The sequence below is a fragment of the Chitinivorax sp. PXF-14 genome (assembly GCF_040812015.1).
Taxonomy (GTDB): Bacteria; Pseudomonadota; Gammaproteobacteria; order Burkholderiales; family SCOH01; genus JBFNXJ01.
On the sequence record NZ_JBFNXJ010000001.1, the window covers coordinates 517,273 to 531,440 of the forward strand.

Here is a 14,168-nt window from a genome sequence, read left to right on the forward strand (position 1 = left end):
TTTTTTACGTCTTACGTAGCCCGGCCAAGGTGCCGCGCGGTGGTCGCGCTGAGGCAACCACCGGAGACACGCGGCATCCGGGTTACAGGAATCTAGATACTCAAATCGGAGAGAAGCATGCCCTATAGCGCCCCCCTGAAGGACCAGCAGTTTGTCCTCAACGAAATCGCCGGCCTGGCCGATGTACTGGCCCTGCCTGGTAACGAGGAAACCAGCATCGAGCTGGTGGAAGCGATCCTGGAAGAAGCGAACAAGTTCGCATCCGACATTCTGGCTCCGCTCAACAAGGCGGGCGACAAGGGGCACAAGTTCAACGCTGGCGTCGTGACGACGGTCGAAGGCTTCAAGGATGCCTATCACCAGTTCCGCGACGCGGGCTGGGTGGGCATGCGCGCGCCGGCCGAATTCGGCGGCCAGGGCCTGCCGGCACTGGTGACGATGGCAACCGAAGAAATGTGGTGTGGTTCGAACCTCGCCTTCTCGCTGTGCCCGCTGCTGACGTTGGGTGCGATCGAGGCGATCCACCATCATGCTTCGGATGAGATCAAGGCAACCTATCTGCCCAAGATGTCGAGCGGCGAATGGCCGGGCACGATGAACCTGACCGAGCCGCAAGCCGGCTCCGACCTGGCGCAGGTGCGCTCCAAGGCCGTGCCGCAGGCTGACGGCACCTACCTGATCTCCGGCCAGAAGATTTTCATCACCTGGGGTGAGCACGATATGGCGGACAACATCGTTCACCTGGTGCTGGCCCGTCTGCCCGATGCGCCGGCTGGCGTGAAGGGTATTTCGCTGTTCGTCGTGCCGAAGTTCATGGTCAACGCCGACGGCAGCCTGGGCAAGCGCAACGACGCCTTCTGCGTGTCGATCGAACACAAGCTGGGTATCCATGGCAGCCCGACTGCGGTGATGAGTTACGGTGACAACGGCGGTGCCGTCGGCTACCTCGTGGGCGAGGCCAACAAGGGCCTGGCCTATATGTTCACGATGATGAACCATGCCCGTCTCGGCGTGGGCGTCGAAGGCTTGGCGATCTCCGAGCGTTCCTACCAGAAGGCCGTGGCTTACGCCAAGGAGCGTCTGCAGTCGCGCGAACTCGGTTCGCCCGATCCGGCTGCGGCGGCCATCATTCGCCACCCGGACGTACGCCGCATGCTGATGACGATGCGTGCCTACATCGAGGGCATGCGCGCTCTGGCCTATTTCGGTGGCGCCGCGCTGGACAAGGCGGCTAACGCTGGCGACGCTGGCGAGCGCCAGAAGAACCAGTACCTGATCAACTTCCTGATCCCGATTATCAAGGGCTGGAACACTGAAGTCGCCAACCTCGTGACTTCGCTCGGCGTTCAGGTGCACGGCGGCATGGGCTTCATCGAGGAAACCGGCGCGGCCCAGCACATGCGCGATGCCCGCATCACCGCGATTTACGAAGGCACCACCGGCATCCACGGCATGGACCTGATCGGCCGCAAGCTGGCGAGCGAGAAGGGCGCAACCTGCAATGCCCTGCTGGCCGAGATCGAGAAGACGATCGGCGCGCTGGCCGGTGTCGAAGGTGCCGAGTTCGCCGCGATCAAGCGTGGTCTGGAGCAGGCTGCCAAGGCCGCCAAGGAGTCCGCCGCCTACATCCTGGCGAACTTCGACGCCGAACCGAAGAAGGCTGCTGCCGGCTCGGTGCCGTTCCTGATGCTGATGGGCGTGACGCTCGGCAGCTGGCTGCTGGCCAAGTCTGCTCTGATCGCCAAGGGCAAGCTGGCGGCGGGCGAGGGCGACGCCGAGTTCTTCAAGGCCAAGATCATCACCGCGCGCTTCTTCGCCGACCATATCGCGTGCCAGGCGCTGAGCTACGGCTACGAGATACTGAATGGCGCGGACAGCACGCTGGAACTTGCTGACGAACTGTTCTGAGCCGTCCCTGTCTCATCGAAAAGCCCGCGCTTTGGCGCGGGTTTTTTGTTTGGCGAGTCGCGTATTGATTCACACATGATGGCCATCGCCGGTCATCCATTTGCGCTATGCCGCATTAAGTAAGGTGCGGGTCATCGGCGATGAGCCGCTCGGCCCGCGCGGTTGGCGGGGCTCAGGAAATCATCAAGTCTGTTGGGTAGGAAACTATGAACAAGCAGTGGGGATGGCTGGTGCTGGCGGCCAGTGTGGCGCTGGCGGGATGCGGCGAGGACAAGAACGGCCCGGTGTATCAACGCAAGCAGATCTTCAAGCAGATGCTGAAGACCCGCGAAGCCTTGCAGGGCATGCTCAACGAGCGCACCAGCTACAATGCCGCGCGTTTTCTCGAGATGTCGCGCGAGCTCGATGCCAGCACCCAGCAGCCATGGCCCTTGTTCACCGAGTTGCACGAAGGGGACAAGACGCATGCCAAGGCCGAGGTGTGGGCCGACCCCCAGACCTTCAAGGCGGCACAGGACACGATGATGTCGGCGACGCAGGCGCTCGTCACGGCCGCGACCAGCAAGCCGAGCGACAAGGGGCAGCTGCGTGCGCCGTTCAACCGCGTCGAGCAGTCGTGCAAGCAGTGCCACGACCGTTTCAGGATCGATTGAGGCCCGGCATCGCCGGTGCCAACGAAAGCTAGCCTAGCTGCAGGGCCGCCGTCAGCCCCTGGGCCGTCGATGTCAGGATGAGGCGGCCTTGGTGCAGCGCCATGATCCGTTCCACGATCGATAGCCCCAGGCCGCTGCCGCTTGCGGTGACGTCGCTGCCACGGAAGAAGCGCGCGGTCGCCTGGCCGAGCTCGGCCTGATCCATGCCGGGCCCCGTATCGCTGACGGCGATGCGGCCGGGGGCCAGCGTGATCGTGACCTGCCCGCCCGGCGGCGTATAGCGGACGGCATTGTCGACCAGGTTGCGCAGCGCAATGGCCAGCAACATGGGGTCGACCGCTGCGCTGGCGGCCTCGTCGCCGTTGAGTTCGAGCTCGATCTGGCGGTCGATGGCCTGCTGCGCGATGTCGCCGACCACGCTCGCGGCGATCGGGTACAGGGGGTGTGGGCTGGGAGCCGCCATGGTCGTCTCGTCCAGCCTGGCCAGCAGCAGCAGCTGTTCGAGCAGCCTGGTTGCTCGGTCCACGCCCCGAATGACCTTGTCTAGCGTTTCGCGTAGCGGCGCGGTATCGGCCTGGGCCCGTGCCACCTCGGCCTGCGTGCGCAGGGCGGCGAGCGGGGTGCGCAGCTCGTGCGCGGCATTGGCGGTAAAACGGCGCTCGTTTTCGAGTGCCGCACCGATGCGCGACAACAGGGTGTTGAGTGCCGTCATCAGCGGCTGCACTTCGGCCGGTGCGGCCGAGGCGTCGACCGGCGTCAGGTCGTTGGGGCCGCGCGCCGCGACCGCGGTCGATACACCGGCCAGCGGCAGCAGCGCCTGCCTGACCGAAAGCCACACCAGCAGCCCGATCAACGGCAGACCGAGCAGAACGGGCACGAATTGCGACAGCAGAATCTTGCCGGCAAGCTCTCGCCGGATCGACTCCGACTGCCCGGCGATGTAGCGGTTGCCATGCCCGTCTTCGAGGCAGTAGCTGCGCCAGGCGTGTTTGTCGAGCTGCAGCTTGTTGTAGCGATTGCAGCGCGGCGGAATGGGCAGCGGAGATGGCCCGATCAGCAGCAGGGGGTCGGCGCGGCCAGGGGCATAAATGGTCAGCGCGATCTTGCGCTCGTACTCGTGATGACGGCCAAGGTTGCTGTATTCGTATTCGTGGTCTTCATGCTGGCCTTCGCTTTCGGCGTGCAGTGCCAGGGCCGTGCGGGCTGTCTGGGCCAGTTGCGCATCGAGCAGTTCGTCGATTTCGTGTCGCGCGTTCAGATACAGCGCCACTGCCAGCAGCAGGCCGCCCAGGCCCAGCGCGGTGACCAGCGCCACGGTCAGGCGGCGCCGCAGTGAGTGCGGCGGGGTTGGGCGGGCCGTGGTCATGACTTGGGCTTGGGCACCAGGTAGCCCACACCGCGAATGGTGCGTATCAGTTCGGTACCGAGTTTCTTGCGCAGGTGATGGACGTGGACTTCCACGGCATTGCTGTCGACATCTTCGCTCCAGCCGTACAGGGCAGTTTCGAGTTGCGCGCGCGACTGCACCTGGCCCCGGTGCTCTAGCAGGTGGCTCAGCAGCGCGAATTCCCGGGGGGAAAGCTCAACCGGTGCGCCGTTGCGCTGCACGGTGTGCTCGGCCGGATCGATGCTCAGCTCGCCGTGCTCGATCAGCGACGCCGGGCGCCCGTGGCCGCGCCGGATCAGCGCGCGCAGCCGGGCGGCCAGCTCGTCGAGCGCAAACGGCTTGACCAGGTAGTCGTCGGCGCCGGCATCGAGCCCGCGTACCCTGTCCGCCACCGTGTCGCGCGCGGTCAGCAGCAGGACCGGCGTACTGTCGCCGGCCGCACGGCGTTTCTTCAGCAGGCTCAGGCCGTCCTGCCGCGGCAGGTTGATGTCGAGCACGACGGCATCGAAGTGATCGGTATTGAGGGCCGACTCCGCCGCGATGCCGTCCCGCAGCCAGTCCACGGTATGGCCCGCCTGTTTCAGGCCAGCCATGATGCCATCGCCCAGCAGGGCGTCGTCTTCGATCAACAGGATGCGCATGGCGGAAGTTTACTCCACCTCTTCCGCGCGTTTGCGGCCGGTCACCATCGATATGATCAGGTTTTCGCGGTGGCGCAGGCTCTCGATGATCGCCGCCGAAACGTGGATGACGATCATGCCGAGCATGCCGTCTGCGATCAGGCCATGCAGATCGGTGAGCCAGTCCTCGCCGAAGAAAGCGTCGGTAGTGGCGAGCCAGCCGGTGAAGCCGAGCAGCAGCATGCCGCCCATCAGCGCCAGAATCATCATCGCCGCCGCCGGATTGTGGCCCAGATAGCGTGGCGCCTTGCCCCGCTTCAGGCTGCGCAGGTAATCGAGCAGGCGGGCGGGGGCGGGGACGAAATCGGCAAAACGCGCATGCCGGCTGCCGATGAAGCCCCACAGCACGCGGAACGCCACGAGCCCGAGCGCCACGTAGCCGACCATGCGGTGCGTGTATTTGCCTTCTTCGGTGAAGGCCATATTGAGCAGGAAGCAGGTGGCGAGCGACCAGTGGAACAGTCGTACCAGCGGGTCCCAGACTTTGACATGCTGCATGTGCTTACTCCCGTCGGATGGCCGGGATGGGGCATCCCGGCCGATTGGCCATCAGCCGCCGATTTCCTGCTTCACGATCGAGCCGTCGACCGGGTTGAAATACACCTCGGCCTTCTTGCCTTCCTTGTTCCAGCCGTAGATTTCGTAGCAGTTGCCGGTCACCTTGAATTTCTTGACCTTGTAGCCCTGTTCGTCGATTTTCTTTTTCATCGCGTCCTGGGTCATCCACTTGTCCTTGGGCTCCTTGGTGCATTCCGGGCTGGCAAAGGCGGTCGAGGTGGCTGCGAGCAGGGCGGCGGTCAGCAACAGGCGTTTCATGGTGAGGGCTCCTTGAGGGGGATGGGAACAAGCGATGTGCTTGTCTGCCCATGCATTCCAACACGCGAGCCTTAAATCCCGCTTAACGCGGTGTGGACCGGCTGTGGGCGCCTTGGGGGGCGATATGCCGGTCGCTCGCCCGGGAGAGAGGTGTGATCACCCAAGAGGCAATGGGGTATTGGCGGACACCCATGATGGGGCGCTGTCTGGCTGCACAAAAGAAAATGGGGTGAGCCATGCTCACCCCATTTGTCATCCCGCCAGTCGGGTAAGGAGATCCCCTTGCGGCAATCTCCTCCCCTCAGAACCGGACATGCAAGTTTCCCCGCATCCGGCTCAAGCCTCTAACCAAGCCATCTCTCGGTGAAGAGACAGCCGGCAGCACCCTCATGCGGCGTGCGCATGGTGGAGTTCCCGGTGGCAATTGGGGTGCAGTAGCACCAGATTATCCAGCCGATTACTACCCCCATCCGTGGTACAGACAAGGTGGTGGACATCCAGTGATTCCCACGAGGTAAACAACTGGCGGCAAACCGGACAATTGCCGTTTTGCCTTGCCAATAGCGTCGCCAAACGACGGCGATGCGACACTGACGCCAGCATGCGGGCGGTAGCCCGCACCTCGAAGTAATGCTCCCATTGCCGATCAAAAGGCGTGGCTTCCGCCTTGATCTTGGTATGACGCCGAATGGCGTTATCACTGGCGTAAACCAGAGAGCACCATTGGTGTTTCCCATCGGCATCGATGCGATCAGTTGCAAAGGTCCATTCACGTTGGGCGATCCGATGGAAGTAACGCTGCTTGATCCATCGCTTACTCTTGGTTGAATGGCGTCGACTGGCCCAGCGCCACAGACAACGATAAATCTCACTGTCCACCCGAGCAAAGGTTTCGCTCGCCACCTGACTGCGGTGATAATTCGCCCAGCCCCGGATCACAGGATTGAGCAGGTGGATCAGGTCAGTTTGTGTTGCCTGTTTATTGGATCGGATGATCGAGCGGACACGGGTCAAGAACGCTTTCGCATTCTTCTTCGATGGTTTCACCAACAACTTGCCGTCGAATTTCCGCACAGTCCAACCCAACAAATCAAATCCAGCCTCAACATGGGTGATACGCGTCTTTTCCATCGATAGCGTCAACCCGCGTTCCGCCAGAAAACGCGTTACGACAGTCAAAACTTGCTGCTCCAGCAATTCTTTCGAACGGCCAGTGATGATGAAATCGTCCGCATATCGCACCAGATTGATCTGATGCCGTCGCCCTTTGGCTGAGTCTTTAGGTCCAAATTCGGCTTGCATGGCCGCCTCCAGCCCATCCAGCGCCATGTTAGCGAGGGTGGGGGAGATGATGCCGCCTTGGGGCGTGCCAGCGGTCGTTTGCTGAAACGCACCAAATTCGATCACACCCGCCTTGAGCCACTTACGTAGCACCTCCCGATCCATGGGGATGTGTGTCAGTAGCCAATGATGGTCGCTGTGATCGAAACAGCCTTGAATGTCGGCCTCCAGAACCCACACCGGAGAAAACGATCGTGACAGTGAAATATGACACTGAATAATCGCGTCCACAGTGGCCCGTTCGCGTCGAAAGCCATAGGAATTGCCATCGGCCAAGGTTTCCGCCACCGGTTCCAAAGCCAGCAGATACAGCGCCTGCATGGCTCGGTCCAGCATAGTCGGAATCCCTAACGGTCGGCGCTTGCCATTGGCTTTGGGGATGTACACCCGCCGCAATGGTTTGGGGCGATAGCCCCGTCGTGTCAACCGTTCGATGGCACACCATTTCGCCGTAGGCGTAGACCAGATTTCTCCGTCCACACCTGGCGTGCGTTTACCGCGGTTCTCCGTGACGCGCTTGACTGCTAATGCGCGCCCGCCGAACGACCGGACCAACCAACGTTGCAGGGTCAAAACCCTGTGCCATTGACCGGCCCGTGCTGCCTTGGCGATTCGTAACTGCATCCCTCGGACATTCCGGTGCACACGGTACCAATCGATCTGGTGCCATGCTATTGGAACGTCGGAGAACGCAGATTCCACTGATTCCAGTGAAACGCTAGTCATGCAATCCTCCTGATAGACAGATTTGACCCATTCAGGAGAAAGCATGCCCCTTGCGGGGTGGCTTTCACCCCGATTGGGACAGTAGGTTGAATGGCGAAAACCGTTAAGCTTGCGCCTTCATAGAGGGTAAACAGGTCTGCTCGCCAGGAGAGACCAGATGGACGTCAGCCCGCTTTCGCGTGAGGTAGAACCCCCTATCCGAACCATTACAGCTCGGCGTTCGCTTCTTCCATCCTCCTATTCCCGCACCGTCAACAGTGTTCCTTGCGGTTCACCTGCCACGAGGGTAACGATACGGGCTTGCCGTGTTCCATTGATGCGACACGAATGGGGTAGGCCCTGTCATTCCGCCGGTGGTACCACATCAGCGTGTCCCGAATGTAAAGCGAGACAACTTGACCACGTGCCTATTTGGCTCAAGCCTATCAACTGCGTTTGGCTTGTTCCCGATAACGACGTTTATCGACAGTTCACTTGCGTTGACCATACCATCCAGCCTAGCCCCTTAACCGCCTTGCAGTTGGCAGCATCCCAGTCAGCCTCTCACGAGGACGACCAGCCCGAAACTTCCAGGGGGTACATTGTCAGGGTGCTTCAGACCAATCCGTTACCGGAAAAGCCCTACCCCTAGGCTACCACTGGCTGAACAGTGGGTTCCCTGCCACACGGACTGTTTGTGTGGTGGAACAATCACATCAACAGCTTACGCCACTTGGGCTTTGCTGCAGCAAACGACAACAGAATGACGATGCCAGAGTGGCATCCCGAGGGGACAACTGGGTAGGTTGCTACGGGGTGAGTGGGCGCCCGGTAGGGCGCCCTATTAACAGGGGCAATGAGCAAATAAGCTGCCACACCACCCGACGAGTCGGATGCCGATGGCATTGCAAATATGCTATCGCACATCAGATCGTCTGCTGATTTCTACTCCTTCAACTCTCGCAATGAGAGCCTAACCCATTGAAACCAATGGATTAAAGTGGTGCTAGGCCAGCGGACCTAAGCGACTCACGTCGCACTTACATGTTCGGGTAGTTCGGGCCGCCGCCGCCTTCGGGCACCGTCCAGTTGATATTCTGGGTCGGGTCCTTGATGTCACAGGTCTTGCAGTGCACGCAGTTCTGCGCGTTGATCTGCAGGCGCGGCGCATCAGCGCCTTCCTTGACGATCTCGTATACGCCAGCCGGGCAGTAGCGCTGCTCGGGTGCGTCATACTTGGCGAGGTTGATCTTGATCGGCACGCCGGCGTCCTTGAGACGCAGGTGGATGGGCTGATCCTCTGTATGGTTGGTGTTGGAGATGAACACCGACGAGAGCTTGTCGAAGCTGATCTTGCCATCCGGCTTCGGATACTCGATCTTCGGCATTTCGCTGGCGGGGCGCAGGCACTCGTTATCCGCCTTGGTGTGGTGGAAGGTCCACGGTAGCTTGACGCCGAGGCAGTGCATCCACATGTCGAAGCCGCCATACAGAGTGCCGCCCCACATGCCGAACTTGCTCAAGCCAGGCTTCACGTTGCGGACCTTGAACAGGTCGTCGTACACCCAGGACTTCTTGTAGGCATCGATATAGGGCGTCAGCTCGTCGTGGCCGTTGCGGCCCTGATTGACGACTGCATCGTAAGCCGCTTCGGCGGCCAGCATGCCGGTCTTCATCGCATTGTGGCTACCCTTGATGCGCGGCACATTGACGAAGCCCGCCGAACAGCCGATCAATGCGCCACCCGGGAAGGTCAGCTTGGGCACCGATTGCAGGCCGCCTTCGTTGATCGCGCGTGCGCCGTAGGAGATGCGCTTGCCGCCTTCGAAGAAGCTGCGGATCGCCGGATGCGTCTTGAAGCGCTGGAATTCGTCGTAGGGCGAAAGATGCGGGTTTTCGTAGTTGAGGTGAACCACGAAGCCAACCGCAACCTGGTTGTTTTCCAGGTGGTAGAGAAAGGAGCCGCCGCCGGTTTCGCTGCCCAGCGGCCAGCCCTGCGAGTGCATGACGAGGCCGGGCTTGTGCTTGGCCGGGTCGATTTCCCACAGCTCCTTGAGACCGATACCGAATTTCTGCGGATCGACGCCATCGCGCAGATTGAACTTGGCCTGGATTTCCTTGGCCAGCGAGCCGCGCACGCCCTCGCCGATGAAGGTGTACTTGGCGTGCAGCTCCATGCCGGGCGCGTAGTCGCTCTTGTGCTCGCCATCGCGGCCGATGCCCATGTCGCCGGTGGCGACCCCCTTGACCGAGCCGTCTTCGTGGTAGAGCACTTCAGCGGCGGCGAAGCCCGGATAGATTTCCACGCCGAGGTTTTCGGCCTGGGCCGCGAGCCAGCGGCAGACGTTGCCGAGACTGACGATGTAATTACCGTGGTTGTTCAGCAACGGCGGCATCAGCTTTTCCGGGAAGCGCTTGGCGCCAGTCTCGGTCAGGAACAGGAACTGGTCCTCGACGACGGGCGTATTGAGCGGCGCGCCGAGCTCTTTCCAGTTAGGGAACAGCTCGTTCATGGCGATCGGGTCCATCACCGCACCGGACAGGATGTGCGCGCCGACTTCGGAGCCCTTTTCCAGCACGCACACGCTGATTTCCTTGCCGTTCTGTTCCGCCAGCTGCTTGAGTCGAATCGCGGCGGAGAGGCCTGCGGGGCCGGCGCCAACGATTACGACGTCGTATTCCATAAATTCGCGTTCCACTTTACTTTCCCTCTCTCGTCTGCCTGAGTGCGACTCAGTTGCCCAAGCTCGGCGCCGCGTGCCGGCACGGTATGTATCCAATCGAAACCGGGCTAATGATGCTATGAATTGGTTGGCAAGTCAAAAAACGCCAAGCAAACGCTTGTTTAAGCAAAGTTCTTGGCGCGCCCCAGCGCGCCTAGAACTTGCTTACGTCGCCGCTCTTGGCGACGGAGCAGCCCCATTCCGGGAAATCACTGAGACGAGCACGGCGCGCCTAGAACTTGCTTACGTCGCCGCTCTTGGCGACGGAGCAGCCCCATTCCGGGAAATCATTGAGACGAGCACGGCGCGCCTGGAACTTGCTTACGTCGCCGCTCTTGCCAGGGGGTTCAATCCACCACGAACAGCGTCGCACCGACTGGCGTACTTGAGCGGTGCGGCTCGGCGTTGTCGGCTACCTGATAGCTCATGCCGGGGGTCAGCACGAACTGCCGCCCGTCTGCGAGCTCGGTATGCAACTCGCCGGCCAGGCACAGCAGGATGTGACCTTTGCGGCACCAGTGGTCGGCCAGGTAGCCGGGCGAGTACTCGACCATGCGCACGCGCAGCTCGCCGAACTGGCAGGTACGCCACAGTGCATGGCCGGTTTCGCCCGCGTGCCGTGTCGGCTCGATCTGGCGCCAGTCGGTCGTGCCAAATGGCAGGTTGTCGATGTTCATCGTTGTAGGCTCAAACCTGGTTGCGCGGCTCGCCCGCGAAGAAGGCTTCGATATTGCCGATCAACTGTTCGGCTAGGTCGGCCATGGCGCCGCTGCCTTCCCACGCGCAATGCGGGGTGACGATCAGGTTGGGCAGGCGCAGATCGAGCAGCGGGTTGCCTCGGCACGGCGGCTCCTCGCTCAGCACGTCGAGCCCGGCGCCGCCGATCCGGCCCTGTTGCAGCGCCTGGGCCAGCGCCGCCTCGTCGATCAGGCTGCCGCGCGCGGTATTGATGATGATCGTGTGGGGCTGCATCAGCGCGAACTCGCGGTGCGACAGCGTGTGATGTGTCTCGGCCATGGCCGGCAGGTGCAGTGAAATCACGTCGGCACAGCGCAGCACCTCGACAAAAGGCAGGTAGCCCGTGCGCGCGGCCTGCGTGCCCTTGCGCTCGGCGTAGACAATGTTCATTCCCAGCGCCCGGCACAGCGTGGCGAGCCCCTCCCCGAGCGAGCCGCGCCCGAGTATCCCCAGTGTTGCGCCATGCAGATCGCGCACCGGTCGGTTGAACAGGCAGAACTGGTCGGCGGCCTGCCAGGCGCCCGCTTCGAGGTCGCTGCGCCAGCCAAGCAGGCTGCGCGACAAGGCCAAGATCAGCATCAGCGCGTGCTCGGGCACGGTGTGCCTGGCATAGCCCTGGATATTGCAGACGGTCACGCCAAGCTCGCGACAGGCATCCAGATCGATCTGGTTGACGCCGGTGGCGGCGACGGCGATCAGCTTGAGCTCGGGCAGGCGGGCGAGCATCTCGCGCCTGATCGGCACCTTGTTGGTGATGGTGACGCTAGCGCCTTGCAGCCGTGCCACCACGTCGTCGGCGCGGGTGTTGGGGAAGTCGAGCCATTCATGAGGCAGGGTAGGGGCGCGTAGCGTGACAGGCAGGCTGTCGCGATCGAGAAACACGATGCGGGATGCTTGAGTCATGACATATTCCGGCGGGTGATTGCTACCGATTATAGTCGTGGCCGGCAGGCTTGGGCTTTCGGCCCGGCGTCCACGGCTTCAGGTTTCGTGCATCGAAAATTGGTGTAGCATACCGACACGCTTGGGAAGGAGATCAATTCGTATGTTGCAGGGAAAACGTGTCTGGATCACGGGCGCATCGAGCGGAATCGGTGCTGCGACTGCCCTGATGCTGGCCAGTACCGGCGCCGAGGTCGTGCTGTCGGCTCGCCGCGAGAATCTGCTCGATGACCTGGCCGAGGCGATGAAGGCGGCCGGCGGCCACCCTGTCATCAAGCCGGTGGATGTCTCCGACCGCGAGGCCATGGACGAACTGGGGCGCGAGCTCAAGGCCATGGGCGGGGTCGATGTGCTGATCAACAACGCGGGAGTGATGACCCTGTCGCCGATGCACATCGCGCGCGTCGACGAGTGGGACCGCATGATCGACATCAATCTCAAGGGCGCGCTGTACGCGATTGCGGCGGTGCTGCCGGGCATGAAGGAGCGCAAGAACGGCCACATCGTCAACCTGAGCTCGGTTGCCGCGAAGGTGACTTTCGCCTCGGCCGCCGTGTTCTGCGCGAGCAAGGCCGCGTTGCGTGCGGTATCCGACACGCTGCGCAAAGAGGCGCTGCACTACGGCGTGCGCGTGACCGACATCCAGCCGGGTGCGGTGAATACCGAATTGCCCAAGAGCCTGCGCCAGGACCCGCTGCGCATGGACGTGACGTCCAAGGGCGGGGTATGGGCGCCGGACCGCGAAATCCTGCGTCCCGACGATATCGCCAGCGCCATCATGTTCGTGATCAACCAGCCTGATCATGTCGACGTGAGCGAGGTCACGATCCGCCCGCGCATGCAGGAGCATTGATCAGCCTTTGCCCTTGAGGCAAGTAAAAGCCCCTTCCGCAAAGAAGGGGCTTTTTGTTGGTGGCGGGGCTTGCCGTCTCAGGCTGGCGGCGGCAGCACGATGTCGCGGTAGGCGTGCCAGCTGGCCAGCCCGATCAGCGGCAGCGCCAGCACCAGGCCGAAGAAATGGGTGGCGAAACCCAGCGTGCACACGCCGACGATGATCAGCCCCCATACCGTCATCGCCGCGGGATTGCGCCATAGCGCAATACAGCTGGTGAAGATGGCGGTGATGGTATCGCCGTCGCGATCCAGCAGCATCGGGATCGACACCACGCTGATGGCGAACACCAGCAGGGCAAACAGCAGGCCGGTGCCGAAATAGATGGTGAGGAAGGGCAGGTTGTCCGCGCTGAAGAAGGTGCTCGCGAACATGCCTTCTATCGTCGGCACCTGTTCGGTGTAGAACAGGGCGAATACCACCACCGATACCCGCATCCAGCCGGCAAAGGCCAGCGCCAGGATCATGGCGAACAGGCTGATGCCCGACAGGTTGGCGCGCCAGGCGGTCAGCGTCGGCAGAAAGCGTACCTTGTCCTGCTCCTCGAGGCGCCGGCTGATTTCGTAGAGGCCGATCGACAGGAAGGGCCCAAGCAACATGAAGCCGGTGATCAGGGTGATCGTCTGGTGCGGCGCGGAGACGAACAGCGCCTCCAGTCCCCATCCCATGGCGGCGAAAACACAGCCATAGAACAGGCTCGCCAGCGGCGCCCGCCTCAGGTCGCGGGCGGCGGCCACGACCCAGGTAAAGGGCTCCAGCATCGGCACATTGCGTATCGTCGGAAAGCTCGGTGTTGCATCCTCGCGCTGGAGGGTCTCCTGCATGGTGTTCTCCTTATGGTTAGTAGCGTTTTTTCTTGTTATGTCAGCTATTTATGCGCCAGTTTCATGCTGCTGGCAAGCGCTGAAAATGCTGCTCCAACTTGGTGCAAAGTGGCGCCAGAATTGAAAAGGGCCGCCCCTGTCGGGACAGCCCTGGCTTGTGGAAACCCTGCGGTTGGCGCTTAGATCACGCGCAGCAGTTCGACCTCGAAAATCAGCGTTGCGCCACCCGGAATCACGCCGCGGATGCCGCGATCGCCATAGGCGAGATCGGACGGGATGGTGAGCTTGCGCTTGCCGCCGACCTTCATGCCGACCACGCCATCATCCCAGCCGCGAATCACTTCGCCACCGGCCAGCCGGAAGCGGAACGGATCGTTGCGGTCCAGGCTGGAGTCGAACTTCGAGCCGTCCTCGAGCCAGCCGCTGTAGTGCACGACCACGTACTGGCCGGGCTGGGCTTCGGCGCCGTCGCCGGTGGCCAGGTCTTCGGTGATCAGGCCGGAGGGATGTTCAATCTTGCTCATGTCGCTTGCTCGCTAGTTAACGGAAAACCGACGCA

At 62.1% G+C, this 14,168-nt stretch carries 13 protein-coding genes; 3 read left to right on the forward strand and 10 right to left on the reverse strand.

Annotation, left to right across the window (positions count from 1 at the left end; translation table 11 throughout):
• The first annotated feature begins 117 nt into the window (after positions 1-117).
• Positions 118-1,908, forward strand: a complete 1,791-nt coding sequence (locus tag ABWL39_RS02475; protein WP_367786826.1) for an acyl-CoA dehydrogenase C-terminal domain-containing protein — start codon at positions 118-120, stop codon at positions 1,906-1,908.
• A 206-nt stretch (positions 1,909-2,114) separates the two neighbouring features.
• Positions 2,115-2,561 (forward strand): cytochrome c, encoded by a 447-nt coding sequence (locus ABWL39_RS02480; protein WP_367786828.1) that lies wholly within the window; start codon positions 2,115-2,117, stop codon positions 2,559-2,561.
• A 28-nt stretch (positions 2,562-2,589) separates the two neighbouring features.
• Here the strand turns inward: ABWL39_RS02480 and ABWL39_RS02485 are convergent, their stop codons facing one another.
• From ABWL39_RS02485 to ABWL39_RS02520, 8 genes are all read right to left on the reverse strand, one after another.
• The gene (locus tag ABWL39_RS02485) at positions 2,590-3,927 is read right to left on the reverse strand and encodes an ATP-binding protein (protein WP_367786830.1); all 1,338 of its coding nucleotides are present in this window, start codon (positions 3,925-3,927) and stop codon (positions 2,590-2,592) included.
• Positions 3,924-4,589, reverse strand: coding sequence for a response regulator (locus tag ABWL39_RS02490; RefSeq protein WP_367786832.1), 666 nt, complete (start codon positions 4,587-4,589; stop codon positions 3,924-3,926). Before ABWL39_RS02490 ends, ABWL39_RS02485 begins: the two co-directional genes overlap by 4 nt.
• Before the next feature lie 9 nt (positions 4,590-4,598).
• Entirely contained in the window at positions 4,599-5,126 is a 528-nt protein-coding gene (locus ABWL39_RS02495) for a cytochrome b/b6 domain-containing protein (RefSeq protein ID WP_367786834.1), read from the reverse strand.
• A gap of 51 nt (positions 5,127-5,177) precedes the next feature.
• Positions 5,178-5,444 (reverse strand): PepSY domain-containing protein, encoded by a 267-nt coding sequence (locus ABWL39_RS02500; protein WP_367786835.1) that lies wholly within the window; start codon positions 5,442-5,444, stop codon positions 5,178-5,180.
• Positions 5,445-5,831: 387 nt separating this feature from the next.
• Positions 5,832-7,511 (reverse strand): group II intron reverse transcriptase/maturase, encoded by a 1,680-nt coding sequence (ltrA, locus tag ABWL39_RS02505; protein ID WP_367786923.1) that lies wholly within the window; start codon positions 7,509-7,511, stop codon positions 5,832-5,834.
• Positions 7,512-8,530: 1,019 nt separating this feature from the next.
• Positions 8,531-10,189, reverse strand: coding sequence for an electron transfer flavoprotein-ubiquinone oxidoreductase (locus tag ABWL39_RS02510; protein WP_367786837.1), 1,659 nt, complete (start codon positions 10,187-10,189; stop codon positions 8,531-8,533).
• Positions 10,190-10,560: 371 nt separating this feature from the next.
• Positions 10,561-10,890 carry a DHCW motif cupin fold protein gene (locus tag ABWL39_RS02515; protein WP_367786839.1) on the reverse strand — a complete coding sequence of 110 codons (330 nt, stop codon included), beginning with the start codon at positions 10,888-10,890 and terminating at the stop codon, positions 10,561-10,563.
• A 10-nt stretch (positions 10,891-10,900) separates the two neighbouring features.
• A complete protein-coding gene (locus ABWL39_RS02520) occupies positions 10,901-11,854 on the reverse strand; it encodes a D-2-hydroxyacid dehydrogenase (protein WP_367786841.1) in 954 nt (317 codons plus the stop codon).
• Positions 11,855-11,996: 142 nt separating this feature from the next.
• On the opposite strand from ABWL39_RS02520, the gene ABWL39_RS02525 reads away from it, so the two are divergent.
• A complete protein-coding gene (locus ABWL39_RS02525; protein WP_367786843.1) occupies positions 11,997-12,746 on the forward strand; it encodes an SDR family oxidoreductase in 750 nt (249 codons plus the stop codon).
• Positions 12,747-12,823: 77 nt separating this feature from the next.
• On the opposite strand, the gene ABWL39_RS02530 is transcribed toward ABWL39_RS02525, so the two are convergent.
• Both ABWL39_RS02530 and ABWL39_RS02535 read right to left on the reverse strand, forming a co-directional pair.
• Entirely contained in the window at positions 12,824-13,609 is a 786-nt protein-coding gene (locus tag ABWL39_RS02530; RefSeq protein WP_367786845.1) for a DUF2189 domain-containing protein, read from the reverse strand.
• Between the two features lie 179 nt (positions 13,610-13,788).
• On the reverse strand, positions 13,789-14,133 hold the full coding sequence (locus ABWL39_RS02535; protein WP_367786846.1) for an FKBP-type peptidyl-prolyl cis-trans isomerase: 345 nt from the start codon (positions 14,131-14,133) through the stop codon (positions 13,789-13,791).
• Positions 14,134-14,168 lie beyond the last annotated feature (35 nt).

Bases quoted from the DNA above. Each gene is read 5' to 3' on its own strand.
- ABWL39_RS02475 (WP_367786826.1), top strand. From the start codon at position 118: ATGCCCTATAGCGCCCCCCTGAAGGACCAGCAGTTTGTCCTCAACGAA.
- ABWL39_RS02480 (WP_367786828.1), top strand. From the start codon at position 2,115: ATGAACAAGCAGTGGGGATGGCTGGTGCTGGCGGCCAGTGTGGCGCTG.
- ABWL39_RS02485 (WP_367786830.1), bottom strand. From the start codon at position 3,927: ATGACCACGGCCCGCCCAACCCCGCCGCACTCACTGCGGCGCCGCCTG.
- ABWL39_RS02490 (WP_367786832.1), bottom strand. From the start codon at position 4,589: ATGCGCATCCTGTTGATCGAAGACGACGCCCTGCTGGGCGATGGCATC.
- ABWL39_RS02495 (WP_367786834.1), bottom strand. From the start codon at position 5,126: ATGCAGCATGTCAAAGTCTGGGACCCGCTGGTACGACTGTTCCACTGG.
- ABWL39_RS02500 (WP_367786835.1), bottom strand. From the start codon at position 5,444: ATGAAACGCCTGTTGCTGACCGCCGCCCTGCTCGCAGCCACCTCGACC.
- ltrA (WP_367786923.1), bottom strand. From the start codon at position 7,511: ATGACTAGCGTTTCACTGGAATCAGTGGAATCTGCGTTCTCCGACGTT.
- ABWL39_RS02515 (WP_367786839.1), bottom strand. From the start codon at position 10,890: ATGAACATCGACAACCTGCCATTTGGCACGACCGACTGGCGCCAGATC.
- ABWL39_RS02520 (WP_367786841.1), bottom strand. From the start codon at position 11,854: ATGACTCAAGCATCCCGCATCGTGTTTCTCGATCGCGACAGCCTGCCT.
- ABWL39_RS02525 (WP_367786843.1), top strand. From the start codon at position 11,997: ATGTTGCAGGGAAAACGTGTCTGGATCACGGGCGCATCGAGCGGAATC.
- ABWL39_RS02530 (WP_367786845.1), bottom strand. From the start codon at position 13,609: ATGCAGGAGACCCTCCAGCGCGAGGATGCAACACCGAGCTTTCCGACG.
- ABWL39_RS02535 (WP_367786846.1), bottom strand. From the start codon at position 14,133: ATGAGCAAGATTGAACATCCCTCCGGCCTGATCACCGAAGACCTGGCC.